This is a genomic window from Microcoleus sp. MOSTC5 (assembly GCF_036701825.1).
Classification (GTDB): domain Bacteria; phylum Cyanobacteriota; class Cyanobacteriia; order Cyanobacteriales; family Microcoleaceae; genus Microcoleus; species Microcoleus asticus.
In genome coordinates, this window is record NZ_JAUBRK010000062.1 from 23,856 (window position 1) to 50,594 (window position 26,739).

Annotated in this window: 23 protein-coding genes and 2 pseudogenes; 11 read left to right on the forward strand and 14 right to left on the reverse strand. The window is 45.3% G+C overall.

Annotated elements, in window-relative coordinates; all coding sequences use genetic code 11:
* Positions 1 to 253: 253 nt before the first annotated feature.
* The 6 genes from QUA54_RS27155 to QUA54_RS27180 form a co-directional block, all read right to left on the reverse strand.
* A complete protein-coding gene (locus tag QUA54_RS27155; RefSeq protein WP_333417323.1) occupies positions 254 to 1,462 on the reverse strand; it encodes an acyl-CoA dehydrogenase family protein in 1,209 nt (402 codons plus the stop codon).
* Positions 1,463 to 1,526: 64 nt separating this feature from the next.
* Positions 1,527 to 2,348, reverse strand: coding sequence for a class I SAM-dependent methyltransferase (locus tag QUA54_RS27160; RefSeq protein ID WP_333417325.1), 822 nt, complete (start codon positions 2,346 to 2,348; stop codon positions 1,527 to 1,529).
* A gap of 184 nt (positions 2,349 to 2,532) precedes the next feature.
* Positions 2,533 to 3,285, reverse strand: a complete 753-nt coding sequence (locus QUA54_RS27165; protein ID WP_333417327.1) for an ABC transporter ATP-binding protein — start codon at positions 3,283 to 3,285, stop codon at positions 2,533 to 2,535.
* 52 nt (positions 3,286 to 3,337) lie between these two features.
* Positions 3,338 to 4,165: an ABC transporter permease gene (locus QUA54_RS27170; protein WP_333417329.1), complete on the reverse strand. Its 828-nt coding sequence runs from the start codon at positions 4,163 to 4,165 to the stop codon at positions 3,338 to 3,340.
* Between the two features lie 237 nt (positions 4,166 to 4,402).
* Positions 4,403 to 5,449 (reverse strand): aliphatic sulfonate ABC transporter substrate-binding protein, encoded by a 1,047-nt coding sequence (locus QUA54_RS27175; RefSeq protein WP_333417331.1) that lies wholly within the window; start codon positions 5,447 to 5,449, stop codon positions 4,403 to 4,405.
* Between the two features lie 102 nt (positions 5,450 to 5,551).
* Complete coding sequence (locus QUA54_RS27180; protein ID WP_246276890.1) at positions 5,552 to 5,689, reverse strand: hypothetical protein; 138 nt, start codon at positions 5,687 to 5,689, stop codon at positions 5,552 to 5,554.
* Between the two features lie 153 nt (positions 5,690 to 5,842).
* On the opposite strand from QUA54_RS27180, the pseudogene QUA54_RS27185 reads away from it, so the two are divergent.
* Positions 5,843 to 6,553, forward strand: a pseudogene (locus tag QUA54_RS27185) (IS1 family transposase).
* Here the strand turns inward: QUA54_RS27185 and QUA54_RS27190 are convergent.
* Positions 6,550 to 8,157, reverse strand: coding sequence for a GMC family oxidoreductase (locus tag QUA54_RS27190; protein ID WP_333417333.1), 1,608 nt, complete (start codon positions 8,155 to 8,157; stop codon positions 6,550 to 6,552). The pseudogene QUA54_RS27185 and the gene QUA54_RS27190 overlap by 4 nt on opposite strands.
* 413 nt (positions 8,158 to 8,570) lie before the next feature.
* Here QUA54_RS27190 and QUA54_RS27195 point away from each other — a divergent pair, with 413 nt between their 5' ends.
* From QUA54_RS27195 to QUA54_RS27205, 3 genes are all read left to right on the forward strand, one after another.
* Positions 8,571 to 9,476 (forward strand): SMP-30/gluconolactonase/LRE family protein, encoded by a 906-nt coding sequence (locus tag QUA54_RS27195; RefSeq protein WP_333417335.1) that lies wholly within the window; start codon positions 8,571 to 8,573, stop codon positions 9,474 to 9,476.
* The gene (locus QUA54_RS27200; protein ID WP_333417336.1) at positions 9,473 to 10,024 is read left to right on the forward strand and encodes a DoxX family protein; all 552 of its coding nucleotides are present in this window, start codon (positions 9,473 to 9,475) and stop codon (positions 10,022 to 10,024) included. The genes QUA54_RS27195 and QUA54_RS27200 overlap by 4 nt, the downstream gene beginning before the upstream one ends.
* A 148-nt stretch (positions 10,025 to 10,172) precedes the next feature.
* On the forward strand, positions 10,173 to 12,479 hold the full coding sequence (locus QUA54_RS27205) for an FUSC family protein (protein ID WP_333417338.1): 2,307 nt from the start codon (positions 10,173 to 10,175) through the stop codon (positions 12,477 to 12,479).
* Positions 12,480 to 12,586: 107 nt separating this feature from the next.
* On the opposite strand, the gene QUA54_RS27210 is transcribed toward QUA54_RS27205, so the two are convergent.
* The 5 genes from QUA54_RS27210 to QUA54_RS27230 all read right to left on the reverse strand — a co-directional run bounded on the left by QUA54_RS27210 (position 12,587) and on the right by QUA54_RS27230 (position 18,608).
* A complete protein-coding gene (locus QUA54_RS27210; RefSeq protein ID WP_333417340.1) occupies positions 12,587 to 13,543 on the reverse strand; it encodes a VOC family protein in 957 nt (318 codons plus the stop codon).
* 13 nt (positions 13,544 to 13,556) lie between these two features.
* Positions 13,557 to 14,057 (reverse strand): cupin domain-containing protein, encoded by a 501-nt coding sequence (locus QUA54_RS27215; protein WP_333417342.1) that lies wholly within the window; start codon positions 14,055 to 14,057, stop codon positions 13,557 to 13,559.
* A 123-nt stretch (positions 14,058 to 14,180) separates the two neighbouring features.
* Entirely contained in the window at positions 14,181 to 14,993 is an 813-nt protein-coding gene (locus QUA54_RS27220) for a hypothetical protein (RefSeq protein ID WP_333417344.1), read from the reverse strand.
* Between the two features lie 171 nt (positions 14,994 to 15,164).
* Complete coding sequence (locus tag QUA54_RS27225) at positions 15,165 to 17,795, reverse strand: MGH1-like glycoside hydrolase domain-containing protein (protein ID WP_333417346.1); 2,631 nt, start codon at positions 17,793 to 17,795, stop codon at positions 15,165 to 15,167.
* Positions 17,796 to 18,608: an SDR family oxidoreductase gene (locus QUA54_RS27230; protein ID WP_333417347.1), complete on the reverse strand. Its 813-nt coding sequence runs from the start codon at positions 18,606 to 18,608 to the stop codon at positions 17,796 to 17,798.
* 573 nt (positions 18,609 to 19,181) lie between these two features.
* Here QUA54_RS27230 and QUA54_RS27235 point away from each other — a divergent pair.
* The 7 genes from QUA54_RS27235 (at position 19,182) to QUA54_RS27265 (ending at position 25,710) form a co-directional block, all read left to right on the forward strand.
* On the forward strand, positions 19,182 to 19,673 hold the full coding sequence (locus QUA54_RS27235; protein ID WP_333417349.1) for a DUF2231 domain-containing protein: 492 nt from the start codon (positions 19,182 to 19,184) through the stop codon (positions 19,671 to 19,673).
* The gene (locus QUA54_RS27240; protein WP_172192449.1) at positions 19,670 to 20,275 is read left to right on the forward strand and encodes a DUF2231 domain-containing protein; all 606 of its coding nucleotides are present in this window, start codon (positions 19,670 to 19,672) and stop codon (positions 20,273 to 20,275) included. Before QUA54_RS27235 ends, QUA54_RS27240 begins: the two co-directional genes overlap by 4 nt.
* Positions 20,276 to 20,445: 170 nt before the next feature.
* Positions 20,446 to 21,231 (forward strand): cytochrome c oxidase subunit II, encoded by a 786-nt coding sequence (locus QUA54_RS27245; protein ID WP_333417351.1) that lies wholly within the window; start codon positions 20,446 to 20,448, stop codon positions 21,229 to 21,231.
* A 7-nt stretch (positions 21,232 to 21,238) separates the two neighbouring features.
* On the forward strand, positions 21,239 to 22,900 hold the full coding sequence (gene ctaD / locus QUA54_RS27250) for a cytochrome c oxidase subunit I (protein WP_333417353.1): 1,662 nt from the start codon (positions 21,239 to 21,241) through the stop codon (positions 22,898 to 22,900).
* Positions 22,901 to 22,970: 70 nt separating this feature from the next.
* On the forward strand, positions 22,971 to 23,636 hold the full coding sequence (locus QUA54_RS27255) for a heme-copper oxidase subunit III (protein ID WP_333417355.1): 666 nt from the start codon (positions 22,971 to 22,973) through the stop codon (positions 23,634 to 23,636).
* Between the two features lie 285 nt (positions 23,637 to 23,921).
* Positions 23,922 to 24,164 carry a hypothetical protein gene (locus tag QUA54_RS27260; protein ID WP_172192441.1) on the forward strand — a complete coding sequence of 81 codons (243 nt, stop codon included), beginning with the start codon at positions 23,922 to 23,924 and terminating at the stop codon, positions 24,162 to 24,164.
* Between the two features lie 88 nt (positions 24,165 to 24,252).
* Positions 24,253 to 25,710 (forward strand): NAD(P)/FAD-dependent oxidoreductase, encoded by a 1,458-nt coding sequence (locus QUA54_RS27265; protein ID WP_333417357.1) that lies wholly within the window; start codon positions 24,253 to 24,255, stop codon positions 25,708 to 25,710.
* A gap of 31 nt (positions 25,711 to 25,741) precedes the next feature.
* Here QUA54_RS27265 and QUA54_RS27270 read toward each other — a convergent pair whose 3' ends face one another.
* Positions 25,742 to 26,077, reverse strand: coding sequence for a glycine zipper domain-containing protein (locus QUA54_RS27270; protein ID WP_333417359.1), 336 nt, complete (start codon positions 26,075 to 26,077; stop codon positions 25,742 to 25,744).
* An 89-nt stretch (positions 26,078 to 26,166) separates the two neighbouring features.
* Positions 26,167 to 26,397: pseudogene (locus QUA54_RS34595) on the reverse strand (hypothetical protein); the annotation flags it as partial.
* Positions 26,398 to 26,739 lie beyond the last annotated feature (342 nt).

A 26,739-nucleotide genomic window follows, 5' to 3' on the forward strand; every position in this document is an offset into this window, starting at 1 on the left:
TTCACTTTCGGAGCTTAAGATTTTGGAGTGCGATCGCTCATGGTTACAGCACTTCAGTCCATCAGGAACCTCCAGATTTTGTAGGGTGCGTCAGATGCAGCCATTGAACGAGATCGTTAGGGTTTGAGCGTCTGACGCACCTTACTAATTGTGCAGTTGCGTAAATATTGTACAAATTAGGGATGCTCTCCCTCCATCAACCAAGTTTCTGGAGAAAAATTGAATATAAAACATCCTTTTTGAATGATGATTTCTACGTATAAAAGCTGGGATTGGGGAGCTGATCGTTGAGTACCCAGTTACCCAGATCGTGAATTTTATAGTCAACAGAATCATGCAGCGTAAACGTTCTCAGATTACGCCAGTAGCGATCGAAACCATATTTACTGGTGGTAGCACGCGCCCCCATCACTTCAAAAATGCGACTTGTCACATCTAAACCTATTTTTGTGGCAGCAACCTTTGCCGTTGCGATCGCGATCGCGCATTTTCCACGTTCTTCTGTTGTTAAATCTATGCCTTTTTCCCAAGCTGTTTGCAGAATGGCGGCGGCTCGATCCGTCAAACTGCTAACCGCTTGCAGATCGACCCACATTTCTCCGTAGTGTTTCAGAATGTAGGGATCTTGCGTCACACTAGGAGCATTGGAAGTCAACCAAGGTCGTCCTTGGGTGTAAGTATAGTCTTTGGCAGCAGCAAATGCTCCTTCCGCAATACCCAGATAAATATGGGCAAGATTGATTTGCGTCAAACAAGCTCGTAAAGTACGGAAAGGAATATCAGCACGGGTGCGATCGCCAAACACTTCCGAGTCATAAACGCGCACTTGGTCGAAACTAATACTACCGCTATCGGTTTGACGTTGCCCCATATTATCCCAATCGTCATGGATTTGTATTCCCTCTCTTTGAGTGGGAATTACAATAATTGTGAGTTCCGAGGTATCTTGACGAACCGCAGTTATGGGTAAGATATCAGAATCTTTAGAGCCCGAGCAAAAGCTTTTTGTACCGTTGAGTAAAAAGCCTGTACCATCAGGAGTTAAAGTGGCACGGCGATCGAGGGGATTGAGAGCATTGCACCAGAACCAATTGTTTGTCACCGTATCTTTGTAGAACTGTGCCTTGCGCTCCTCCGTGCCAAAAAGATGCGGGATAACAACCCCTAAATGGTGATAAGAGTAAACATGGGCTAGAGAACTATCAGTCTTTGCCAACTCGCGGGAAATTTGGAGTGCAGCGATCCATGTTTCGCCAATACCGCCATATTCTTTAGGGATAATCAAACCGAGCAAACCGCTAGAACGAATGCGATCGCGTTCATACTTTGGCGTACCGCCAACACGATCTCGTTCGATGGCAGTAGCAGCAAATTCTTGAGCAAGCGATTTCGCGATCGCTACATAATCTTGCTTGCTGTCTTGTTGTGTTTTGCTTTTCGAGTCTGCAACGGATATTTTCATATTTGACGATCCAAAATTGAGGTAAATAATGACGTACAAATGATTTAGGATTCCTATAGGTTGGTCAGTCCTTAAAACCCAAGTAAACAGAAATCGGTACATCTTCAACAAACTGACCTGAAGGTTCGGCACTGAGAATTGCTGCTTTAATTTCCGCCTCAAATTCGGAAGTATCGCCATTAAAGTAATCACGACGGCAGTAAGCGGTGGAGTAGAGATAACCAATAAAATTATCAATCGTCCAGTGTTTTTGAAAGTCAATCTTATGGCGCTGAATCCGAACGAATGGCGATCGATCCAAAACTTCTAAATCAGACTTGTAGAGCAAAGGAACGCTACTCAATCCCACACGCCGCTCTTCTCCTAGCCACCGTTTGATCGTAGTTAGCACATTTTGTGCCCAAACAGAGTCATTTGACCAAATATCTTTTTCAGTTTGAATAATCGCTATCCCCCTATTAGCGTTACTGGTGCGATCGAGCACATCGTAGCTACGCTGTAGTACCAATTCTTGATCCATCCAATGAAAAGCACGACCAATGGTGACAAGGGAAAATGTACCAATTGCCGGGGAAATATTTTCTGCTAAATCCCTTACCCAAGTGATATTTGAAGCATGAGCCAGTTTAGCTTCTTGCTTGGCAACTTCGAGCATTTCTGTATCGGGATCGATACCCAAAACAGATTGAAATCGATCGTGTAAGGCGATCGCTACCAAGCCAATCCCACAGCCGAGATCGAGAAGCTTGCCTTGCCCATCTAATTGAAATTCCTGTGAGATCAAATCGTAAAGAGCATTTGGGTAGCGCGGTCGATATTGCAGGTAATAAGGAATGGCTCCTTGAAAGAGAGTGGGATCGTAGTTGGGAAGTATTTTAGTAGTCATGATTGAAGTCAAGTTTTGCTGAATTAGGATTTAGGTTTTGAGATAGCTGCTTTGATAATTAGGGGTTTTGGCAACAATTTTATTCACTATAATATAGAAATTGTTGCCTCTTTAAATTTATGGAACTTACCAATTAAACCTCCTCGGTCTCGATTAGATATTAATTGCGATCGCCGCCTGGGGTTTAAACCTCTAAGGGAACAGTTTGCGTATTGGATAAATCCAAGGTACTCAATAATTTTTCTTTCCAATATTGCAAATCGCGATCGGTACGCCTGCGGGGACGGGGAAGAGCGATATCTAGCTCGAGGTGGATACGTCCAGGGTTGCCACGCATGACGATCGCGCGATCGCTTAAAATCAGTGCTTCTTCAACATCATGGGTGACAAGAATCATGGTCTGGCGATCGGATTGCCAAATTTCTAACAGACGATCCTGTAATTGCATTCTAGTAAAGGAATCGAGAGCACTAAAGGGTTCATCTAGCAATAAAATAGAAGGATTAGTAACAAGGGCACGCGCGATCGCCACCCGTTGAGCCATTCCTCCTGATAGTTGGCGCGGCAGCAAACGAGCAAAATCTTGTAATCCAACCTTAACTAGAGCATCACTTGCCCGTGCCTTGCGTTCATCCTTCGGTAAATGATGCAAACCAAACTGCACATTTTCCCAGACGGTTAACCAAGGCATCAGCCGAGGTTCTTGAAATATTACACCAATTTCTGGATGAGGTTTGTCAATGCGAATATGGTCAATTTGCACATCTCCATAAGTTGGCATATCTAATCCAGCAACGATCCGTAAAAGTGTACTTTTACCACAACCACTCGTACCGATTAAACTAACAATCTCGCTACGATTAACAGTTAAATCAATAGAGTCTAGCCCTACAAAGCCATTTTTAAATTGCTTCTGTAGTCCTTCGATGAGTAGCATCTACGGTTCCTCCTTGGCGCTTTGAATAAATGCTTGAAACTAATGCTTTGAATTAATGGTTGGAAGCGTAAACATCCTGCCAATGGAGTAGCCAATGCGATCCAAAACCGATCGCTGAGTCAGTCACTTTTCCGCAAATCGCAAACAGGAGAATGCTAGCGAGGGTGATTGCAGGTCGTCCAGTGGCTTGCCCGTCGATCAATAAGAAGCCTAAGCCCTGACTGGCTCCCATCAATTCAGCCGCCACGACAAACATCCAGCCCAAACCCAAGCCACTTCGCAAACCGACAATGTAGGCAGGCAATGTCGCGGGCAAGAACACACGACTGATAAGCTGCCAATCATTAAGTCTATAGATTTTGCCAACCTCAACCAATTTGCGATCGACATTGTGAATGCCGCTCATCAGATTTAAGTAAACGGGGAAAAAGACTCCAACGGCGATCAGAGCAATTTTAGAAGGCTCATGAATTCCCATCCAGAGGATGAATAGTGGCACCCATGCGAGGGAAGGAATGTTACGGAGTGACTGCAAAAGTGGGTCGAGTAAATCGTGAATTAGGCAAGAATAGCCTGTTAATCCTCCTAGAATAGTGGCAAAAAATGTACCAATCAAGAAGCCAACAAAGACTCGATAGAGTGTAATGCCGATGTGCTGCCATAGTTCCCCTGCTACACCGAGTTGCCAAACTGTTATGACAATAGTTGAGGGAGCAGGTAACAAGTTAGGAGCAACCCAGCCAAACCTAGAGAGACTTTCCCACAATATTAAGAGAAAGACTGGCAAGAGCAAGCCTTTTACTCTGCCCAGACGACTGAGGGATTGCCAAATATTACCTGTTTGTGCGCTTGGTATTGCGATCGCAAGTCTTTGTCCCATAACTTATTGCTAATGGTTAATTGCTAATTGCTAACTGCTAATTGCTGCGAGCGTACCTCACTTGTTTGATAATCGCTACAGCCCTTCTCAGGTAGATGAGGTATCACTGTTAATTGGTAATGGGAGTTGTTAGGTGCTTACCTCACTTACTACATAAGCACAATCAGAGGGCTAAAGCCCAACTACGTACCTCACTCGTTTGAGAATTGCTATATATCCAAAGCAGATGTTTTTTACTTAGGATTTGGCAATCTTTGCCACATACTGCGGATCGATTAAATCGTTAACTACTGTAATCACGTCAACGGACTTCTCGATTACCCCGCTTTTTTTCAAGACATCCCCAGCAGCACTAATAACGGCTTTTTGTTCGTCACCAATCGATGAGTTTGATATATCGGTTCGCTCCTCTAATTGTTTAGTTGCTACGGCTTCTGTCAGCTTCGATGCTTTAATCACCACTTGCTTGAGTTCGCTGGGATTTGCGATCGCCCATTTCCGTGCCTTCTCATAGGCGGTTAGCACTTGACTAACTTGTTCAGGATATTGTTTGGCAAATGCCTCGCGGACATTCAAAAAGCCTTGACTAATTAGTTTAGTATCGCGGAAGAAAAGTTTCGAGCCTTTTTCTATTTCTGTCTGTGCCATAAATGGATCGAGACCAGCCCAGGCATCGACATCGCCTTTCTCAAGGGCAGCTTTACCGTCAGCGTGGGGCAAAGGCACAATTTCCACATCTTTGGCAGTCAAACCGACTCGATCCAAGGCACGCAACAAGAAAATAAACGGATCGGTTCCGCGCGTTGCTGCAACTTTCTTGCCTTTTAGATCGGCGACTTTTTGAATGGATGAATTCGCCGTAGTTACTAATGCTGTCCATTCGGGCTTCGAGTAAACGTAAATAGACTTGATGGGATTGCCATTGGCTTTGGCAATCAGTGCCGAAGCACCAGAAGTCGAGCCAAAGTCAATGCTGCTGCCATTGAGAAACTCTAATGCCTTGTTACTACCTTGACTGAGCACCCATTCCACTTTGATATTGGTTTTGGCTAAGTCTTCTTCCAGCCAGCCTTTTTCTTTCAGCACGAGACTGACAGGATTGTAGTAGGCATAATCTAAACGTACTACCGTAGGAACTGCCGTAGGAGATGTGCCTGGGGATGCTGCTGTAGTGCCAGTTCCAGGAGAGGAAGAATTACAGGCATTGACTAATAGCGCTAGAAACAGCCCTGAAATAAAAAATAGCAGTAACCTACGTCTGGCAATGGCAAACCACTTGCTCATGATTCGTCTCCTCAACTCCTTGCTGAATGTCTCGTTTAATAAGGACTTACGCAGTTTATACTATAGATCGCTCGGTTTACCGTAGTATAGCTGAATTTTATCTTACAGCAAGGCACACTCAAGATCAAGGGTTAAAAGACGAACTGGACTGTTGGTGGTGCTATGGGCAACTCCCTTGCCAAGATCGCGATCGCGCTCAATCGGCTTGATTAGCAAGGGGCGGTTAGCTGTTTTTAACAGGTGAGTCGCTACTAGAGAACCACTAAAGCCAGCACCGACAGTCGCGCGATCGTTGTTGGAGTATCAGAAATCATCAGTATTGTCGGGGTAGTCCTGCATAGTCAGGAATATCTGTTATAATTTACTTATTCAATCTGCCTTAAATTTTCGCTTATGAAATGTCTTCGATGTGATTCTCAATATATTGTAAAAAATGGTCACACTCACAATGGTAAACAAAGTTTTAAGTGTCGAGATTGTGCCAGATAATTTGTGATGGCTCCCAGACATCAATCGATTTCGGAAGAAACAAAAAAGTTGATAGATAAACTTTTATTAAAAAAATATCTCTGGCTGGAATTGTGAGGGCGACGGGGGTTTTAAAAAGGTGGCTACAATACTATGTTAACAAAAGTTGGTAGCCCTCAAAAGACAAGTAGAAGTGAAGTCAAAAAAAATGGAAAGCTAACTATTCAATGTGATGAAATGTAGTCATTTGTAGGAGACAAGGGAAACAAGCAGTGGATTTGGTTAGCAATTGATGTGTTGACTAAAGAAATTGTAGGAGTGTATATTGGCAAAAGAGATCGAGCAGGCGCTCAAGGATTATGGGATTCTTGTGCGACCTGTTCCAGAGTCAATGTGCCGTAAGTTATACAGACTTTTGTCCTTTCCTAGGTCACAGTTTTTCCTCAAAAAAGACACAAGGCAGTAGGAAAGGAGACTGGTCTGACAAACTATATAGAAAGATTTAATAATACGGCGAGACAAAGAATATCTAGATTGGCGAGAAAAACTATTTCATTCTCCAAAAAAAATTCCAATCATATTGGGGCTATTTGGTATTTTATTCATGAGTATAACGCCAGTTTATCTATCAATTAAAAGCCTGGATTTTCCTTGCTATGCAGGACTACCATCAAACGTTCTGCAATGGCGTCGCCAACACGCAAAGCATTCGCCATAATCGTCAGTGTCGGGTTGACTCCAGAATTGGAGGGGAAAAAGCTACCATCGACGACATAAAGATTATCGACATCGTGGGTGCGACAGTTGAGGTCTAATACTGAGGTTTTGGGGTCGCTACCAAAGCAGCAGGTGCCGCATTGATGGCCCACAGCTTGCAAAGGAATGTTATTGCGGGGATAGAGGCTAAACGGGATGACGTGCATGGCATTTCGCTCGATCGACTTTAGCACCGATGTCCAGCGATGAACCAGGCGATCGGCAGCTTCAGTATTATTCAGGGTGTAATCCAGGTGTAACTTGTCACCGACAACACGCACGCGATTGTTAGGGTCGGGCAAATCCTCGGTTTGCAACCACCACCCCACGGATCGTTCAGCCATCAGGTGGAGTTCAAAGCCAGGAATCAATTTCACGTAGGGTGCTAAAAGTGGGGGCGCTTCCGCCGGAATCATATCTGGCAGCACATTTCCGCTATTTTGCACCATGCCCATAGGGTAGGGAAAATCCGGTTCGCCCCAGTAAAAGTCGTTAACGGCGATCGTCTTTTGAAAGTTGGCTCGGTTGGGTTCAAGATGGATTGATAATAGTGCGATCGCCTGATGCTTCATAAAATTGCGCCCCACCCGATCGGAACTGTTCGCCAGTCCATTAGGATGCTTGTCATTAGCCGATCGCAGCAGCAAGGCAGCCGAGTTGATAGCCCCGCAAGCCACTACGACAATATCAGCAGAAAACTGATACAACTCGCCATTAACATCAGTTTCAACGGCAGTCACTTCTCGCCCAGACGCGCTAGTGTGCAGTTGGAGGACTTTGGCATTTGTTATCAGCGTTACGTTAGAGTACGCCTCGCGGGTGGGACGAATCGCATTGACATCGGCATCGGCTTTTGCACCCACCAGACAGGGATAGCCGTCAAAGGTATCGCAGCGAATGCAGGGACTTTTAGTGCGATCGCTCTCGTTCAGCTTCAGTCCCAATGGCAGATGAAACGGGTAGTAGCCCAGCTTGTGGATGCAATCGGCAAGCGCCTGCATATCCGGCTCATGACTCACCGCAGGATATGGATAGGATTCGCTGCAAGGCGGTTCTGTAGGGTCTTTACCTCGCTCTCCATGCACGTCGTATAGGTTTTCTGCCTGAGTGTAATAAGGATCAAAATCCTCATACTTCAGTTCCCACTCTGGGGAAATACCGCCCTTGTGGATTACTTGCTCAAAATCTCGCTCTCGCAGTCGTAGCAACGCTGCCCCATAAAGTTTGGTATTTCCACCAACCCAGTAGCCCGTCTGCGGACGAAACGCCTTACCGTCTTTGTCGTACCAGTGTTCGTCAGTGTGATAGCGTTCTTTTTGGTAAACTTCCTTAGCGCTCCAGTTGTCTTTTTCACGAGGTAGAAAATCACCTCGCTCCAGCACTAAAATCTTTTTACCTGTGGGTGCCAAGCGGTGAGCCAGCGTACCTCCACCTGCTCCTGTCCCGATGATGATGACATCATAGTGATTTGTTGTCGTTTTCATGGCAATTTTTTCTGAAGTTATTCTGGATTTATTTATTAACTTCTTGGAGTAGCTTAGCTTCATCTAGCAACACAGGCTGTGCATCAATTCCCATGCGAAATAGGAAGTAAGGTTTCTCACGCAGTTGTTGAAATTGCTGTGAGCGATTGATTAGGAATGAGATAATATCTCTTAGGATAGATTGTTTGTTCCACACTATAACTTTAAACTCAAAAAAGTCATCTATCTGATGGCTTAGTCTTTATATCTACCTAACGAAATATTCTGATTTTATCGATACTACTTATTCAAAAATAGTTCGCTAATCTATAACTGTGGTTTGAGGTGTAATTCACACTAATTAAACGACAATTACCCTGAACTTAAAGCTGTAACGATCGCAGCTCAATGTGCGTTAACTGGCAAGAAATACCATGCCTGAAACCATCGAAATTTATGACGATCGCCTCCGATTGCTTGTACACCCAGATAGTTCGCTCCAAAAGCTTGCCACCGATGCCGTTCATAGCGAAGGCCCCGTTTACTTCCACGAAGACGACAGCCTTGTGTGGAGCGATGCTCACGGCAACCGCCTGTTGCGCTGGAGTGCTAGTGATGGAGTGAGCGTCCTGCGCGACCCGTCCGACTATCAAAGCGGTAATTACCGCGACTTGGAGGGTCGTCTGGTTGCGTGTTCGTCAGGTTTACGTGCTATTATCAGACGCGATCGCTACGATCAGTGGAAGGTTTTAGTAGACCGTTACCAAGGTAAGCGCCTCAACAGCCCGAACGACCTGGTAGTGAAAAGTGACGGCACAATCTGGTTCACTGACCCACCCTACGGCATTACTGAGCCAAACCAAGGATATGGGGGCGAACAGGAACAACGGGGATGTTTCGTGTACCGCTTTGACCCAGCAACGGGTGAGATCGATGCGATCGTGACGGACATGGTTCGCCCTAACGGACTTGCTTTCAGTCCGGACGAAAACCTATTATACGTATCTGATACCGCTGCTTTCAACATTCCAGATGGGCCCCATCATATCCGCGTGTACGAGGTCGTAAACGGTAGGCGCGTAACCAACGGTAGCGTATTTGCAGTCATCGATCCAGGTCAACCCGACGGGTTGCGCGTGGACGAGTACGGCAATATCTTTACTAGCTCTCAGGATAGCGTGCAGGTATATGCGCCCAATGGCAATCGCTTAGGAAAAATTCTGGTGCCGGAGACTTGTGCTAACCTCACCTTTGGTGGAGTGAAGCGCGATCGCCTGTTTATTACGGCAGGCACATCTTTATACGCGATCGACCTTAATACTCGTGGGGTGCAAAGATGATTTACAAATTTGTTATTGGTTTTGCGCTCAGTTTTCTATTAGCTACTAACATTTCATCTAATCTGCCAGAGCTAGGTCTAAACCTATTCAGTTCGCTCAATAATGTCTACCCTACTGGACTTCAAGGCGCGTTGCTTTTACTATTAAGAGTTAGTGTCGGTATATTGTTCCTCCTGCACGGCTATCCTAAAATAACGCATCTTCAACAGTGGGCGGATTCTCTAAAAATGCCGATCTTTCTTTGCTTTCTATCAGCAGCATCGATGTTGGGCGGTGGAGTTTGCCTAATTCTGGGATTTCTTACTCTATTAGCGAGTCTACCAATTCTCGGATCGATGGTTTTTGCAATGGTTTTAGAAATTGCACAAGGGTTGCCTTTTGTTGCCCGCGATCCCTATTTAATTCCTGAAGAACAGTATCAGGGGCCTTTAGGGAAAGGTGAACCGCCAAGCTGGGAAAAAGCGTTTATGTATTGTGTCATGCTGATTGCGATCGCGGTTTTAGGCCCAGGTGCGTATTCCCTGGACGCTCTGATTTTTGGACGGTGAACCAAGGCTTACCTTTCAGATGGATTTTATGTCAAGCTTTTTAAACTAATCATTGCTAAAGAATATGTTAAAAAACTTTTTTTTTCTCATAACTTGTATCAGGATTAAGCGGAAACCAGTTAATTTAATTTAAAGAGGTAGCCTAATAATGCCATCTGGCGATCGACAATCTCTCAACTGGCTGTTGCAGCAGTTTCAGCTCAAGCCAGGTAAACCTGACATCCTCTATGGCTTGCGTACCCTTTTGGCAGTGAGTGGGCCCATTGCAGTTGGCTTCATTACAGGTCATCCTGCTGCAAGTGCGATCGCGGTGATGGGAGCCATGTTTGTTGGGATGGTCGATACGGGTGGAGCCTATCGCCAAAAAGCAACTGTCATGCTCGCAGCAACCATTGGCGTTACTGTCGCCTTGCTAATGGCGAATCTGGTTAGTAGTACCCTGTGGCTAGCTATTCCAGCCACGTTCTTAGTGATGTTCATCGCTGGCTTAGCTGGTCTGTTTGGTACTATCGCCGCGACGGTTAGCCTGGTTACATCAACTATGTTTATCGTCTCGCTAGCAAAATTCGCTTCGTTCCCAGATTTATCTACTGTTTTTCTGCAATGCGCGCTGTGCCTAGCTGGAGGTGTCTGGGCGATGGTGTTATCTCTAGGATTGTGGGTGCTACGCCCTTATACACCAGCGATCGAGGCAGCCAGCAGTTGTTATGCCACATTGAGCAAATTTTTGCGAATGGCAAGCGAGATACCATTAACTCTGGAGGAGCGTCAGAAGTGGGGAGAGCAATTCTTACAAGGTCAAGACAGCGTAATACAGGATTTGACCTCTGCCCGGAGTGTTTGGGGTGCGGTGTGGACGGGCCGAGAAACTGCTGACTTGCGGGGCAATCAGTTACTCGTCTTAATTGAGGATGTCAACCAAATTACCAATTCTGTTGTAGCACTGGTGGAACTGTTAGCGATCGCATCTACTCGTCCCTTATTCCAGCAGTTACACAGAGAAATTCAGCAAGTGCTAGAAGCATCGGCAACGGCTTTGCAAATCTTGTCAGAATCCCTCGCCAAAGAAAAAAACCTTGTTCGCTTGGGAGATCTAGATCGGGCGATCGAGGCACTAGAATACCAATGGCAAGTCATACACTCTCAAGTCCTGAATCACGCTAGTTTGGCTCACGCAGATGACTTTGCTGACTTAGTAAGTATTGGCAAGATTGTGGCTAGTCTCAAAGCCCTAGCAGAACAAATTCATACCGATGCGGAAATTGCCACAGATTTACAACGGGGAGAAAGGCGCAGCATCGCCCAGCTAAACATTTATCCCCCGATACAGCCACAGCGTTCTTCAATTATTGACACGCTGCGGAACAATCTCACGTTTAATTCTGTTATTTTTCGTCACGCTTTGCGGCTGGCGCTAATAGTAACAACTGCCCAATTAGTAGCCTTGCTATTGCAAGTACCCACAGGCTATTGGGTAACACTCACTGCTGTAGTTGCCCTAAAGCCGAACTTTGGCGGTACTTCTCAGACAACTGTGCAACGGGTGATTGGAACCACATTAGGGGGCATCTTTGGCATTTGCCTGGTCATACTTATCCATAATCCAGTGGCAATATTAGTCTGTCTTCTGATACTATTAGTCACTGCTATGTCGGTGCGATCGCTAAGCTACGGCATCTTTATCACTCTCCTTACTCCCGTAGTCATATTGCTACTGAATATGACGAGTAAAGGCGGCTGGGAGATTGGAGTATTACGCATTGTCGATAGCTTAATTGGAGGCATTTTAGCATTACTCGGCAGCTATTTGTTATTTCCCAGTTGGGAGCGATCGCAACTTCCCGCACAACTAACAACAACGATTCGCTCTAATCTCGCGTACTTTCAACAGGTTGCAGCTAGCTATATCAATCCAGAACAAAAGTGTTCTACTGAAACTATCAGAAACCTGCGTCATCAAGCGGCATTAGAGAATGCAAATGCTGCTGCTGCGGCTCAAAGGTTATTCAGCGAACCCCGTCACGTTCGAGGAGAAGTAGAACCGATCGCGATGCTAATACTTTACATTCGTGCTTTTTTCAGCTCAGTTACAACCCTAGCAGAACATCAGCGGAAATTTAGCGGAGACTACCAATTTGCAGATTTCCAGCGCTTTACTGATGCGATTGTCCAAATTTTAGAGAACTTAGCAAATGCCCTGGAACAGGGACACCCACCTCTAGCTTTACCGAGGCTAGATATTTATATCGAAGCAATTCACAACGATATCGAACAGTTACATATCACTAGGATATCAGAGTTGGCTACAAATCCAAGTTCTGTAACGTCAACGAGGCAAGCTGTTCGAGAACAAACTCCTGTTTCCACACAACTAGACCGAATTGCCCATGAAATGAAATGTCTGCATTGTGCGATCGATCGTCTGCAAAAATCTTTGGATGAGAGAGTACAATGAGTATCTAGTTCCGGCACACGCTGAGAAAATGTGTTTATGGACTGGCTGAAGTGGAGCGATCGCAATTTTAGGTCGAGCTGCATATTAAACCGATTTTTGCAAGAGATTTATTCAGCAATCAGCAACATACCATGTCCATCAGGGTCTTTGACTAAACAACCTTGACGATAAGGACAGTAGCTCTCTGTAAACTCCACAACCCGCGACGACACAAACTCAATCCCATTCTGCCGCAACATCTCCACAGCCCGATCAATGTCGTTGACAACTAGCTCAATTTGCATATTGGCAATATCGTAACTTTTCCAGTCACTAGGCATAGGACAACTATTTGTAGGCACAAGATAGTCTAGCAGTTCAATTCCTAAACCGCATTGATTAGGTCGCAGTGCTGTAATTCGGACTTCAACTTCTTCTGGTAAATGATCGAGTCTAGCTTGCGTTTTACCTTGGTTAAGGCTACCTCCATCAACTTGCATTCCCAGGAGATCGCGGTAAAATTTTAGACTCTGTTCAGTGTTGCTAATCGCGATCGCACTATGATCGATTCCTAGAAACAAGCGATCGCTCTTGTGATGCCACTTCTCTTGCCCTTTATCAGGAGGAAACCAAATTAACTCTAAAGGGTGGCGATCGCAGTCTTTGAACTTGAAGGCTCGTACACCAGCAGATGCTTTATTCTCAGGCGGTATCGTCTGCGGTTCAACTGAAATCGGGTCAATCAGAAACGATCGCAAATGAGCATAAGCCCGATCCATATCACTAACTGCGATCGCCAAATGTTGAAACCACAAATCATTACTTTGCGAATCCTTGGGAATCGGTTTTCCCTCAATATTGAGATACTGCATCAGCTCAATGAGTTCATCTCCAAGCTGCAAGGTGACAATGCGAATTGTTGCCTCAGCCACGCCTACTAAGTAGTTGTAATCCTCTGTTTCAACCGTGATGTCTGAAACGGGTTCAAATCCTAGTGCTTGGGTATAGAAGTCCTGAGAGCGATCGGCATCACTCACGGTTAACCCAATAGCACGAATTCGTTGTACCTGAATGCGATTCAACATAAAAATTTTGAGCTTATCGAAAGCGGCAAGCCTGCCCGATAGTAGGCGTTTCTTCAAGTTGCACAATCATCAGAACTGCGGGCGCATCGCCGACAGTGCCAGAAAGGTGTCCCTTCTGTCCCTGCGCGTTGGCTTTCGTATTCTGGTCTTCTCCAAACGAAATTTCACCAACACCCATCTCCACTCGTTGCCCGTCCATCGTCTCGACAAACCAGCGTCCCGATAGCGGAACGATCCACTGGGGTTTCGGATTTTCATGCCAAGTGCCAATCCAGCCAACAGGTTGCACCGTAAAGACGACGGTAGCACCAACTTGCTGCATCTGTTCGAGCCACTGAGGAGAGGCAGGTGGTGAAATACTCTTGAGAGTGAAGTCTTGAATTTGGCAACGAGACTGGTGGCTGATGCCGTCTTCGTCAGTCCAGACGTGCCAATAGTCGATCGTCGGGGGTATTGGATTTTCGGGATCGCTCGATCTCGATTCAGTTTGTTCGTGGGATGAAGGATGAGTCATAAAAATAAATTTCCTAGGACTTAAGCATTGACAAAAAACATTATCTATGTATTCTAGATCGTACCATCACTGCTAAGGTTCGCCAAAATATGCTTACGGACAACTAAAGTGAGTAGTTATTTATTAATTGCTATAACTGTCTTTGCTCGAGTATGTGAGATAAGCAACAAAACCAACAATCAGAATACCTAAGACAAGGCTGATCTGCCCCGTACCAAAACCTACTCCACCACTATCCTGAGATTTACCGATCCAATCTGCGAAGGAAGCGCCCAATGGTCTAGTCAAGATATATGCGAGCCAAAAAGCCCCTACCTCATTAAGTCCTGATCGCCAGTATGCGAACGCTGGTAGAGCAAATAACAAGGCAAACAATACACCTGATGTGAAGTACCCCAAACCCCAAGTTGATGCTGTCATATCACCTGCGGCTGTGCCAAGCGCAAATGTAGCCATAACGGTTGCCCAGTAAAATATCTCGCGGCGAAGTGTGTAAATATGATTAATAGATAAAGTCTTCTCGCTCATATACCAAACTGCAAAAATAATACTAAGTACGATGGAAAATCCTACAGTCGATAGGAGATACGAAACACCTAATACAACATGGATAGCATCAGCAGCCATTGTTCCGAATATAGCGACCATAATAATAGCTAACCAATAGACCCAGGGAATATATTTCCGTACTGAAAACTGTATTACTAAAGCAATCACTAATCCACTTCCCCCCAGAGCGACCGCAAAAATTGGGTTCATCTGATGGGCTAGGTAATCTGAAGTTGTTTCGCCCATTCCCGTAGTCAGCAACTTGATAATCCAGAAAAAGATGGTAACTTCTGGCAGCTTTTTGATCGTGCGATGCTGTGCAGATTGTTCTGTACTGTTTGGATTTGGCTTCATATCTGGCGGGATTTTAGTTGCGGCTTTACTCAATATACAGCACTTTGCGTGACCAAGAAGTACAGCAACTTATACCTCTGTGAATCCTTTTTCTAGTTTACTTTGACTTGTCTGTACACGGTAGCCTTGGCAAGGGGGGACGGCGCAGCCAGGGGGTAGAGATTTCTAGTCATAGTTTCAAGAATTGGTATTAGGAGTAGGCAATCACGGTTTATCGTTTACCTGCTGAATCAACTTGGCAATTAGTGCTGTCCATCCGGTTTGGTGACTTGCTCCCAATCCAGCCCCGTTATCACCATGAAAGTATTCGTAAAAAAGAATCAAATCGCGCCAGTGAGGGTCTTGCTGAAATTTTGCAATACCACCGTAAACCGGACGCTGCCCATCTTGATTTTGCAAGAAAATAGCGATCGACCGTTTCTCCAAGTAAGCCGCAACCTCCCAGAGATTGAGCATTACTCCTGAACCTGTGGGACACTCTACTTTAAAGTCATCGCCTAAGTAGTGATAGAACTTTTGCAAGGATTCAATTAGTAGAAAGTTAACTGGAAACCAGATGGGGCCGCGCCAGTTCGAGTTACCGCCAAATTGGTTAGAAGTAGATTCAGCAGGCTCATAGTCTACTTGATAGCGAGTGCTATCCCAATCGAAGATAAAGGGATGATCTTGGTGATAGCGGGAAAGCGAGCGGATACCGTAGGGTGAGAGAAATTCATCCTCATCCAACAATGGTCGCAGGATACGGCGTAGCGCTTCGGGGCTAGTAATGGCAAGCAGGCGGCGATCGCCTTCTCCCTCACTGGTCATACAAGCAATGTTTTTTGCCAGTTCGGGACGGTTGTTGAGAAACCACTCAATTTTGTCTTTTAACCCCGGTACAATTTCTAACAAATCTGGCTCGATAGTATCGACGGCAAATAGCGGTATTAGTCCCACCATTGACCGTACTTTGATTCGCACGTCCTCTCCGTTGGGTAAGTGCAAGGCATCGTAGTAAAAGCCGTCTTCGTCGTCCCAAAGCACAATTTTTTCAGGCCCTACATGATTAATGGCGTTAGCAATGTAGAGGAAGTGTTCAAAAAACTTCAACGTCATATCGCTGTAGGTTTCGTCCTCACTGGACAATTCCAGAGCGATCGCCAGCATATTTAATGAAAACATCCCCATCCATGCCGTGCCATCTGCCTGCTCTAAATATCCCCCCGTTGGTAATGGCTTGCTGCGGTCAAATAGCCCAATGTTATCCAGTCCGAGAAATCCTCCTTGAAACAAGTTTTGCCCTTGTAAGTCTTTGCGGTTTACCCACCAGGTAAAGTAGAGCATCAAGCGGTGAAACATTCGCTCCAAGAATTTGCGATCGCCCTTTCCAACTCGTTTTTCCTCAATTTTGTAGACCCGCCACGCCGCCCATGCTTGTACGGGGGGATTGACATCGCCAAAGGCCCACTCGTAAGCGGGTAATTGACCGTTGGGGTGCATGGTGCGATCGCCAGTTAATAGCAGTAATTGCTGCTTGGCAAAGTTTCCATCGATTAATGCCAAAGCAATGCAGTGGAACGCCAAATCCCAGGCAGCAAACCAAGGATACTCCCACTTATCGGGCATGGAAATAACATCTTCGGCGTAAAGAGTCCACCACTCAGCATTGCGCTCATTAAGGCGTTGACTGGGTGGGATAGGTTCTGCTGAATCTCCATGCAGCCAAGTATGGACATCATAGTAGTAAAACTGTTTGCTCCACAGCAGTCCGGCAAACGCTTGTCGTTGAACGTTGCGGCAATCCTCCTCTAGACCGGGGGTGAGCGTTTCGTAAAACTCGTCTGCCTCTGTTTGACGCTGGCTGAAGGTATCAGCAAAGGCTGCATTAAATGGCGTTTCTGTATATTGGTTGGTGAAGCGAAGTTGAATTACATTCGTCTGTCCCGCCCCAATTTCCAATTGATACCAAGCTGCTGCTTTTGTACCAACTTGATTCGGATTTACTGCATCCTGGTTGTTGTGAATTACATACTCGTGGAAAGCGTCTTTAACATAAGGTGAGGCATTAGCAACTCCGTAAAGGCGTTGGCTGTTAGTTTCATTCTCTGTAAATAAAAGCCGATGATTTCCATCGCAAAACAACCAATAATCCCCATATTTCTCACTGTTCGCCTTAATTACACCATCAGCAACTTTTGATAGCTGTGACTGCGGTTTATTACCCGTCCAGATCCAGGTATTGCGAAACCAAAGGGTAGGTAGCACGTCAAGGCTGGCAGTTTCCGCCCCCCGATTCGTGATGCTAATGCGAATGCAAATATCGTCTGTAGAGGCTTTAGCGTATTCGGCAACCACATCGAAATAACGATTATCGTCAAACACGCCCGTATCCAATAATTCAAATTCTGGTCGATCCTTATGGCGATGAGCGTTTTCCTCTACAAGCTGAGTGTAGGGAAATTCCAATTGAGGATATTTGTACAACCAGCGCATATAGGAATGGGTAGGCGTGTTGTCTAGGTAGAAGTAATATTCTTTGACATCCTCACCGTGATTACCTTGTTCGTTAGTGAGTCCAAATAGGCGTTCTTTTAAAATTGGATCGCGACCATTCCACAGTGTTAGACCAAAGCAGAGTTGACTGTGGCGATCGCACCATCCACCCAGTCCATCTTCACCCCAACGGTAAACGCGCGATCGCGCATGGTCATGAGGAAAGTAGTCCCAAGCTGAACCGTCAGGTGAATAGTCTTCCCGCACTGTACCCCATTGGCGATCGCTCAAGTAGGAACCCCAACGATACCAAGGTTCCTCCGGTTCGCGATTCTCCTCTAACCTTTGCTGTTCTGCGTTCATTTAGCCCCCCGTCGCGAACCCTGGATACAGAGTCATGCCGCCGTCTACAAATAGAGTTTCACCATTGACATAATCTGAGTCATCCGACGCAAGCCAAACAGCAGCTTTAGCAATGTCTGTTACATCTCCGACCCGTTTTGCGGGAATGAGTTTTAGTAATTTTGCCTCCGCTTCTGGCGTGTCCCAGGCTGCCTTATTAATTGGGGTTTTAATAGCACCGGGTGCAATGCTATTGACCCGAATCCTGTGGGGTGCGAGTTCTTGGGCAATACTTTCCATCATCATGTGGATGCCGCCCTTACTGGTAGCGTAGTTGACGTGACCTGCCCAAGGAATCACCTCGTGTACCGAACTCATACAAATGATTTTGCCTGCGGCAGAGGAGATATCTGGCTTCACGCCCCGTTTGAGAAACTCTTTTGCTGCTTCACGGGCGCAGAGAAACTGTCCGGTTAGGTTCACGCCAATAACTAAATTCCAGTGGTCGAGGGTCATGTCTACAAAGGCTGAGTCTTTTTGCAATCCGGCGTTGTTTACCAGGATGTCGATCGTGCCAAAGTGCTGGTACATTTGGTCAAACATGGACAAAACTTCCTCTTCTTTGGCAACGTTTGCACCAATGGCGATCGCTTCCCCACCGACCGATTTAATCTCGCTAACAATCTTCTCGGCTGCTTCCTGTTCAGAATGGTAGTTGACTGCAACAGAAGCACCCGATGCAGCCAAAGCACGGGCGATCGCTTCACCAATACCAGAACTTGCACCCGTTACGAGTGCTTTTTGGCCTTTGAGAAGATTAGGGGAATAGCTCATGTTTTTTCCTTGTCTTGTTTCCTAGTCAAGTAAATTTGTACCTAATAAATACGATTAACAACCAGTTAAGTAGATGGACATAATTAAACGTAAGGTGGGCGTTCGCCGCCCAAAATGTGTAACTAATAGCTAATCTGGTTGTCTGCGAGCGCCCACCCTACTTAATGTAGCTACTTAAATATTTATTTCTTGGTTTCTGCTAACTTTAGGGATTTATAGAACTAACTACGTCTATCTAATGGGGTAATTAGTGTCTATTTCTGAGAAGACAATAAAATTTCATGATTATTTATCGAAAAACTTACATATTTTTTTAATTTTTAAACAATACTTTTTGTGATAAAGTAAGTTTTATGTCATTACTGTGTCATTAATGTTTCAAGAATATGACAATCGATCGCCTTAAAACTTTAGAGGGTTGAAAGCCCAATAGTGTGAGAAGCTATGGTTATTTTTCAGGCTTAGATCAATCTTTAGATAGATATGTTTTTGTAGAATTAGTCTCAATCTATATTTAGAGAAATCCCTGTCAGCTTGCCTCCGGGAACAAGTCTACTAAAACAGGAGAAAGCGATGCCTCTACCTCTCAATAATGCGAATCTACCCTACCCAGATCCGCTCCATCCGATCGTCGTCCATTTCGCGATCGCGATGATATTTTTTTCCTTCTTCTGCGACGTGGTAGGCTATTTTACCCGCAATCATCGTTTGTTAGAGGTAAGTTTCTGGAATATGTTTGTTGCTTCAGTCAGTATTTTCGTCGCCGTCATCTTTGGTCAGTTTGAAGCTGGTTTGGCTCAACCTTACGAAGCCGTCAAGCCGGCACTGAATTTGCACACAATTACTGGCTGGTCGCTTTCGGCAATTATTGTCGCGATTACCGCATGGCGATTCGCGATTCGCGCCCGCAATCCGCTGAAAATACCTGTTGCTTATCTAGGTGTGGCAACATTTTTAATTTGTTTAGTATTCTTTCAACAATATTTAGGGAGTCAGTTAGTTTGGGTATACGGACTGCACGTAGAACCCGTAGTTGAAGCAACAAAAAATGGAGTATTACAATGAACTCGCAACTTATCGATCGGTTGTGGTTCAAACTAGGTGCAAACGGATTACCCTACGAGGTGCCAATTCATCCGCAGCTAGTGCATTTCACTTTGGGTTTATTCATTATTGCCATAATTTTTGATATTGCGGGAACGCTGTTTCGGTTTGAAAAACCAATCCTCAAATTTTTGGCTCTGACTGCTATTCGTTCCAGCTTTTTTGATGTTGGTTGGTACAATCTTTTAGCAAGTGCTGTTATCACATTTTTTACCGTTGCAGCGGGCTTTTTTGAGATAATGCTGGCAAACCCACCCACAAATATGAATAGTGCTTGGGGGTTGGGGGCTGGTACAACGATGCTGTTGCATGGTATCGGTGGGATTTTACTATTAGCAGCGATCGTTGCCATGACCGTGTGGAGGGGGTTGCAGCGCTACCGCTGGCGCAAAGATGCCACGATCCAAGTGCAATGGAGTTACTTGTTGGTGGGTATTGCCATGTTGGGACTGTTATTTGTTCACGGAACATTAGGAGCGCAGATGGGAGACGAGTTCGGGATACATAATACGGCAGCGGGCTTACTCAGACAAGGTGAAAATCCAAATTTGTTACTTAAATGATGCCAACAAAGATACTAGAATTAGGACTTACGCAACTGGCCCAATTAGTAGGGTGCGTCACACAATCAAGCCCTGATTATATCAGTCAATAACTGCGTCTGACCCACTCTACAAACTACTCAAATTATGGCAACAAAGATACTAGGAGAATTGATTTTCCAGGGGATGCAATGAGGAGAATTTTCGACACGCTGTTATTGATGGTTTTTATCGCGGTAATTATGGTAATAGCCCGCTGGATTGGAGACCAAGCCTACTCTTGGATGCCAATTCAGGCAACGGCAGAAGCGAAACGAGTCGATCAGATATTTAGCTTTTTAACCTCAGTAGGAACGTTCATCTTTTTGGCGATCGCAGGCACAATTGGATACTCAATTCTCATCGGTCGCGCCCCCAAGGGAGACTGGAGTCACGGTCATCCTGCCAGAAGCGATGTCAGGCTAGAAATCCTCTGGACTGCCGCCCCAACCCTCCTAGTTTTATGGCTTGCAGCTCAAAGCTTCAGCATTTATCAACAACTAGATATTGAGGGGCTACAACCGATCGTGCATCTGCACCTATTGGAAGAACCTGCTACCGCTGCAACGGTCAAAATCCCCAGTCAACCTGTGGCTGAAAATATTGAGGTTGTTGCTAAACAGTGGGTTTGGTCTTTCCGCTATCCAAATAATGTTATTAGTAACGAATTACATCTAAAAGTAAATGAACGAACCCGCTTAAATTTACATTCCCAAGACGTAATTCACGGCTTTTATGTCCCGGAATTCCGGTTAAAGCAAGATATGATCCCCAACCGCAACATTAACCTTGTATTAACACCCACCCAAATCGGCAAATATCACCTGCGCGATTCCCAATTCAGCGGCACCGACTTTGCCTTAATGGTGGCGAATGTATACGTTGATTCAAGTGAAACTTATAGTCAATGGCTTTCTCAAGCTGCTACCCCTAAATAAAAAATATATGACAAATAATTCTATCCCAATTACTGACGACTCCGAAGCTCGCAACAGCAAACCTGACAGCAACTGGCGGGAGTATTTCAGCTTTAGCACCGACCATAAAGTGATTGGTGTTCAGTACATGGTGACGACTTTTATTTTCTTTTTGATTGGTGGGCTGTTGGCGATGATTATTCGTGGCGAACTGCTTACTCCCGAATCAGATTTGGTCGATCGCTCTTTATATAATGGCTTATTCACCTTGCACGGCACGGTGATGATTTTCCTGTGGATTATCCCATTCAATGCTGGTCTTGCCAACTACTTAGTGCCGTTGATGATTGGGGCAAAAGACATGGCGTTTCCAGTTCTGAATGCGATCGCCTTTTGGATAATTCCCCCCGCAGGTATCCTGCTACTATCGAGCTTTTTAGTACAAGGTGGACCCGCTCAAGCTGGCTGGTGGTCTTACCCACCAATCAGCCTCCAAAACCCAACTGGTTATCCCATCAATGGGGAATCAATTTGGATACTAAGTGTAATGCTTCTGGGCATTTCATCGATTATGGGGGGAGTCAACTTTATTACTACAATTGTTTGGATGCGGGCACCGGGAATGACGTTTTTTCGGATGCCGATTTTCGTTTGGACAGTTCTCAGTGCCCAGTTGCTGCAACTAATTTGTTTACCTTCCCTAACGGGCGCGATCGTACTGTTATTTTTTGACCTCACTTTTGGGACAAATTTCTTCAAACCCCTGGAGAATGGCGACCCAATTATCTATCAGCACTTATTTTGGTTCTACTCCCATCCGGCAGTTTACGTGATGGCGCTGCCTGCTTTTGGCATCTTTTCGGAAATTCTCCCCGCTTTTTCTCGCAATCCTTTGTTTGGCTATCGATCGGTTGCGATCGCTTCTTTTGGAATTGGTTTAGTCAGCATATTTGTCTGGGTACACCATATGTTTGCCAGTGCTACACCTAACTGGATGCGGATACTATTTATGGTTTCTTCAATGTTGGTAGCTGTTCCTACTGGTGTCAAAGTATTTGCTTGGACTGCCACAGTTTGGAATGGTAGGCTGCATCTTTTAACCCCCATGTTATTTGCCTTGGGAGGAGTGGTGATGTTTGTTTTCGGTGGAATTACTGGCATCATGCTTAGTTCAGTGCCGTTTGATATTCATGTCAACAACACCTACTTTGTGGTAGGTCACTTCCACTACGTCGTCCACAATACAATCACGATGGCAATCTTTGCGGCGATTTACTTCTGGTTTCCAAAAATAACCGGGCGGATGTACGGCGAAGGCTGGGGAAAAGTGCATTTCTTCTTAACTTTTATCGGCGCTAATCTTACATTTTTCCCCATGCACCCACTGGGTTTACAAGGTATGGTGCGCCGAGTTTCCTCTTACGATCCGCAGTTCCAAGGATGGAATATTGTTGCTAGCTTGGGAGGGTTTTTGTTAGGGATGTCTACGCTGCCCTTTATTGCCAATATGGTCGGTTCTTTGCTATTGGGTACAAAAGTATCCGATAATCCTTGGCACGCTACAGGGTTAGAGTGGAAGACTTCTTCACCGCCACCGAGGGAGAACTTTGAGGAAATTCCTGTTGTCAATGAGCCGCCTTATCATTACAACTCTAAAGCGATACCAGAGGCTGCTGTTACTCAAGAATAGATTCAGACAAGGAGGAGTAATTGAGAAGTTTTATTAAATCTAAAATTCAAAATTCAAAATCATCTGAGTTATGCCAAATCCTACACATCATATAGATGAAAGCCCGATCCGTTTCGATCGCTTAGTACAATCCCTCCCCAATTGGTTGCAAAGGTTCTTGCCAATTGGTGGTGGCATAGCTCACGATCATCATGGTAAAGGGATGTTCGGCGTTACCGTATTTTTGCTGTCGGAAAGCCTAGTTTTTCTTAGCTTTTTCTTCACCTATATTGCTCTCAGATTGACCCATTCCAACTGGTTGTCGCCTGGTATCAAAGGGCCAGAGTTGTCTAAATTTATTATTATTAATACTGTGGTGCTGCTTTCAAGTAGCTTTGTTATCCAAGCCGCAGAAAATGCCCTCAAACGCCATAAAATTATTAGATTTCGCTGGCTTTGGGCATTGACTTCTGGGATGGGAATTTACTTTTTAGTTGGTCAGGCGATCGAGTGGAGTAACCTTAACTTCCGGCTGACTACAGGGCTGATGGGTGGCACATTTTACCTGCTGACTGGCTTCCACGGGCTGCACGTGCTTGCGGGCATTATCTTGCAGTTGCTGATGCTGGCTCGTTCTTTCATTCGGGGCAACTACAATAAAGGTCACTTCGGCGTCAGTGCAAGTACTCTGTTTTGGCACTTCGTTGACGTGATTTGGGTTGTCCTATTTTCGCTGATATATCTCTGGCGAACTTAGCAATTTACAATCTCAAGATGGATGGTTCTTTGTCACCAAATCGTATTTAAATATTGCTACATAGCTTTTCTCAGGTAAATTAGGTACTCGTGGGCATTGGGCATTGATGGTTCCTTTTCCCGCTCCGGATTGAATTGGACCTACCTCATTTCATTGAAAACCGCTATATTAAGGAGATGAGTTTGCAGATACGGTACTAGGAATAAAAGGAGATTATGAAATCTTTATTACAGCTATAACCCCAGACATTCTTAGCTTTTCCGGTCAAATTCAAGGAGGTTTTTTATGAATTGGCTAACTCAACAATTACCAGAAATCATCGCAATTTACTTTCTCGCTGCTACTGAATCAGTTCAAAAAGATCCGCTAATTGACCAACGCGGAGAAACCATTGTGCACGTTGGCGTTGTCCTCCTGGCGGTTAGTTTAGTGATTGCTGTCAAGATTATTAGCCCGAAAGTTGAACACGCTATTCTGCTCGCTATCTTTCTCAGCTTGGCATTAATTGCTTTCTTTTTCATTAAATAGCAGAACTTGCGTTGCAGCTCCGATTTTCGATTCACCGTCAACTGTCAACTGTCAACTGTACTCTCAATTACTGGAGGAAAATGATTGTATGAACAACCCAATTTATCAGACTGTCATCCTTGGTGGTGGTTTTGCTGGTCTGTTTACAGCTTTGCATCTAGCGCATGAACACTATCCTCGAAGCGTCATCCTAATTGATAGCTCTGAACGCTTTTGTTTTAAGCCTTTACTTTACGAGTATTTCAGTGGCGAGATGGATGCTAATCAGGTAGTACCGCGTTTTGAGGAACTGCTTAAGGATAGCGGTGTCATTTTTGTCCAAGATACGGTGCAATCGATCGACCTCCATGGACGGGAAGTCAAATTAACTTCCGGAGACTGCTACAACTACAGCAACTTAGTTTTAGGTTTAGGCAGCGTTACGGGCTATTTTGGCGTTGAGGGTGCCAAAGATTATGCTTTTGATTTTCGCACCCAAGAAAATGCGATCGCCCTCGATCGCCACCTGCGCGACTGCTTACAGCAAGCCGTTCAAATCGAAGACCCCGAACAACGTCGCCGGCTGCTAACTGTAGCTGCGATCGGTGGTGGACCAAGTGGTGTGGAAATGGCAGCTACTTTAGCTGATTTACTTCCTCACTGGTATGAGGCATTGGGAGGTAATCCTCAAGAAGTGCGGGTGGTACTAATTAATCACGGCAAAGAAATTCTTAAGGGTGATATTAATAGTCATCTCCGCGAAACCGCCGAGCAAGAATTAGAAAAACGCGCCGTACCAGTGGAGTTAATCGCAGGAGCAGAAGCGACTGCTATTCGTCGAGACTCTGTTGAATATAAGCGCGATGGTAAGTCTGAGATCTTATCAGCATCTACCACGATTTGGACAAGTGGAACGGCTACCCATCCACTGATTAAAAATTTGCAGATTCCAGACGAACATCGCGACAAACATGGCCGCGTTCATGTTACTCCCACTTTACAGTTACCCGATTTTCCAGAAGTTTTTGCTGGTGGTGATTGTGCGGTTGATGTGCAATCCTCAACGGTTGAGGGTCGTGAGTACGAGCATTTAGAACTACATCAAGATTTAATATCTAATTCCTCTGAATCCCATGATACTAAACCTTTACCTCCCACTGCTCAAGTAGCCTATCAGCAAGGAGCTGCGATCGCGCATAATCTGAAAGCGATCGCATTAGGACATGAGCCAAAACCCGCTCAAATTAACCTACGCGGAACCCTCCTCAAACTAGGGTTAGAAAATAGTGCCGCTAACATTTACGACGTTTTTGAAGTGACAGGCGAAGTCGGTCATCTGATTCGCCAAGGCACTTATCTAGAACTATTGCCAACTCCGGTTCATAACTTCAAAGTCACTACAAACTGGCTAAAAGACGAGATATTCCACGAACACATGAATTCTGGTGATGGGGTAAAGCAAGCTGTCAAGGTTGCTCAAGTGGTTGGTGGAGTAGTCGTGGGCGCTATAGTTGCCAAAAAATTGCTGAATATGCTAAGTCATGACGATCGAGACCAGAAATCGTGATCGGGAATCGGAGGGCACAAGCCCCTAGTTTTTAGCTATGGGGCTTGGATAAAGCGCGTAACTCATCCCAAGAGTAGTGCCGAGGCAACTCAATCTCCTGGTTATCGGCTTCCAAGTCCAATCCTATGGCATCGTTTACCTGCTCAGCTACTTCTGCGGTCTGTTCTGCGAGGGCATTTCCGGCGATGCTACCGGCGATCGCCCCCGCCACTGCTCCCAGCGTTGCGCCCACGCGCCCACCGACTGAACCCCCAATTGCGGCACCGGCAACACCACCGCCTGCTGCACCAAGACTTGTGGCGAGGGGATGGGAACTAGATTGCTCTGGAGTGGAGTCGGGGTTTTCATGATGCTGTTTGTCGTTCACGATCGTTTTTTCCTTAGCTTAGAACTACAAGACTTGCACTTATGACGCGAACCCGCGATCGGAGTGCCTGTAGATACTGTATGGACCTGTCAAGGGGTTGTGGATAAAAAGTTTGGGTCAAAAGGCTTTTGGGATTTTAAAATCCCGAAAGCCAAATGCAACAGCTTTCGCATCACGGCTCCAATGACTTGCATCTTGGCCTTACCGTGACAGAGTAATCGCTCGCTGAAGGCTTTAAGCAAGGGATTATGTCGCATAGCGACAATTGCAGGCCAATACAAGCCATTACGCAAACGGGCATTCCCCATCCGCGATAGCCTGGGTTTACCATGTACCCCACATTCCGCAGATGTGTGTGGAAATTTTTTATCAGTTGTGAAAAGTTGGAGTCAAAAAGTTTTTCCGTTTAACTTATGCGGTTTTAACGTCACGGGTACCTATCAAATCTCCCGAAATCAACTAAACTGAAATAGTTGATTTTTTTTAATATATTTATGGCGCTTTTTTCGCAAAATAACTTAGCTTTTTAGCCAAAATAAATCCCGCCAAGAGCTAATCATCTTGACTAATAAATGTAGATTTTTCACCAAGATTTACAGCTTAATGGAGAGCGTCATCCACTTGCAAGCATTAAATAGTACCGACTGCAATACTGTCCTAAA

Excerpts from the sequence above, each read along its gene's own strand:
- QUA54_RS27210 (WP_333417340.1), bottom strand. The coding sequence starts at position 13,543 with ATGTTGAATCGCATTCAGGTACAACGAATTCGTGCTATTGGGTTAACC.
- QUA54_RS27160 (WP_333417325.1), bottom strand. The coding sequence starts at position 2,348 with ATGACTACTAAAATACTTCCCAACTACGATCCCACTCTCTTTCAAGGA.
- ctaD (WP_333417353.1), top strand. The coding sequence starts at position 21,239 with ATGACAAATAATTCTATCCCAATTACTGACGACTCCGAAGCTCGCAAC.
- QUA54_RS27190 (WP_333417333.1), bottom strand. The coding sequence starts at position 8,157 with ATGAAAACGACAACAAATCACTATGATGTCATCATCATCGGGACAGGA.
- QUA54_RS27215 (WP_333417342.1), bottom strand. The coding sequence starts at position 14,057 with ATGACTCATCCTTCATCCCACGAACAAACTGAATCGAGATCGAGCGAT.
- QUA54_RS27260 (WP_172192441.1), top strand. The coding sequence starts at position 23,922 with ATGAATTGGCTAACTCAACAATTACCAGAAATCATCGCAATTTACTTT.
- QUA54_RS27200 (WP_333417336.1), top strand. The coding sequence starts at position 9,473 with ATGATTTACAAATTTGTTATTGGTTTTGCGCTCAGTTTTCTATTAGCT.
- QUA54_RS27255 (WP_333417355.1), top strand. The coding sequence starts at position 22,971 with ATGCCAAATCCTACACATCATATAGATGAAAGCCCGATCCGTTTCGAT.
- QUA54_RS27240 (WP_172192449.1), top strand. The coding sequence starts at position 19,670 with ATGAACTCGCAACTTATCGATCGGTTGTGGTTCAAACTAGGTGCAAAC.
- QUA54_RS27245 (WP_333417351.1), top strand. The coding sequence starts at position 20,446 with ATGAGGAGAATTTTCGACACGCTGTTATTGATGGTTTTTATCGCGGTA.
- QUA54_RS27265 (WP_333417357.1), top strand. The coding sequence starts at position 24,253 with ATGAACAACCCAATTTATCAGACTGTCATCCTTGGTGGTGGTTTTGCT.
- QUA54_RS27230 (WP_333417347.1), bottom strand. The coding sequence starts at position 18,608 with ATGAGCTATTCCCCTAATCTTCTCAAAGGCCAAAAAGCACTCGTAACG.
- QUA54_RS27205 (WP_333417338.1), top strand. The coding sequence starts at position 10,173 with ATGCCATCTGGCGATCGACAATCTCTCAACTGGCTGTTGCAGCAGTTT.
- QUA54_RS27165 (WP_333417327.1), bottom strand. The coding sequence starts at position 3,285 with ATGCTACTCATCGAAGGACTACAGAAGCAATTTAAAAATGGCTTTGTA.
- QUA54_RS27175 (WP_333417331.1), bottom strand. The coding sequence starts at position 5,449 with ATGAGCAAGTGGTTTGCCATTGCCAGACGTAGGTTACTGCTATTTTTT.
- QUA54_RS27225 (WP_333417346.1), bottom strand. The coding sequence starts at position 17,795 with ATGAACGCAGAACAGCAAAGGTTAGAGGAGAATCGCGAACCGGAGGAA.
- QUA54_RS27195 (WP_333417335.1), top strand. The coding sequence starts at position 8,571 with ATGCCTGAAACCATCGAAATTTATGACGATCGCCTCCGATTGCTTGTA.
- QUA54_RS27235 (WP_333417349.1), top strand. The coding sequence starts at position 19,182 with ATGCCTCTACCTCTCAATAATGCGAATCTACCCTACCCAGATCCGCTC.
- QUA54_RS27170 (WP_333417329.1), bottom strand. The coding sequence starts at position 4,165 with ATGGGACAAAGACTTGCGATCGCAATACCAAGCGCACAAACAGGTAAT.
- QUA54_RS27155 (WP_333417323.1), bottom strand. The coding sequence starts at position 1,462 with ATGAAAATATCCGTTGCAGACTCGAAAAGCAAAACACAACAAGACAGC.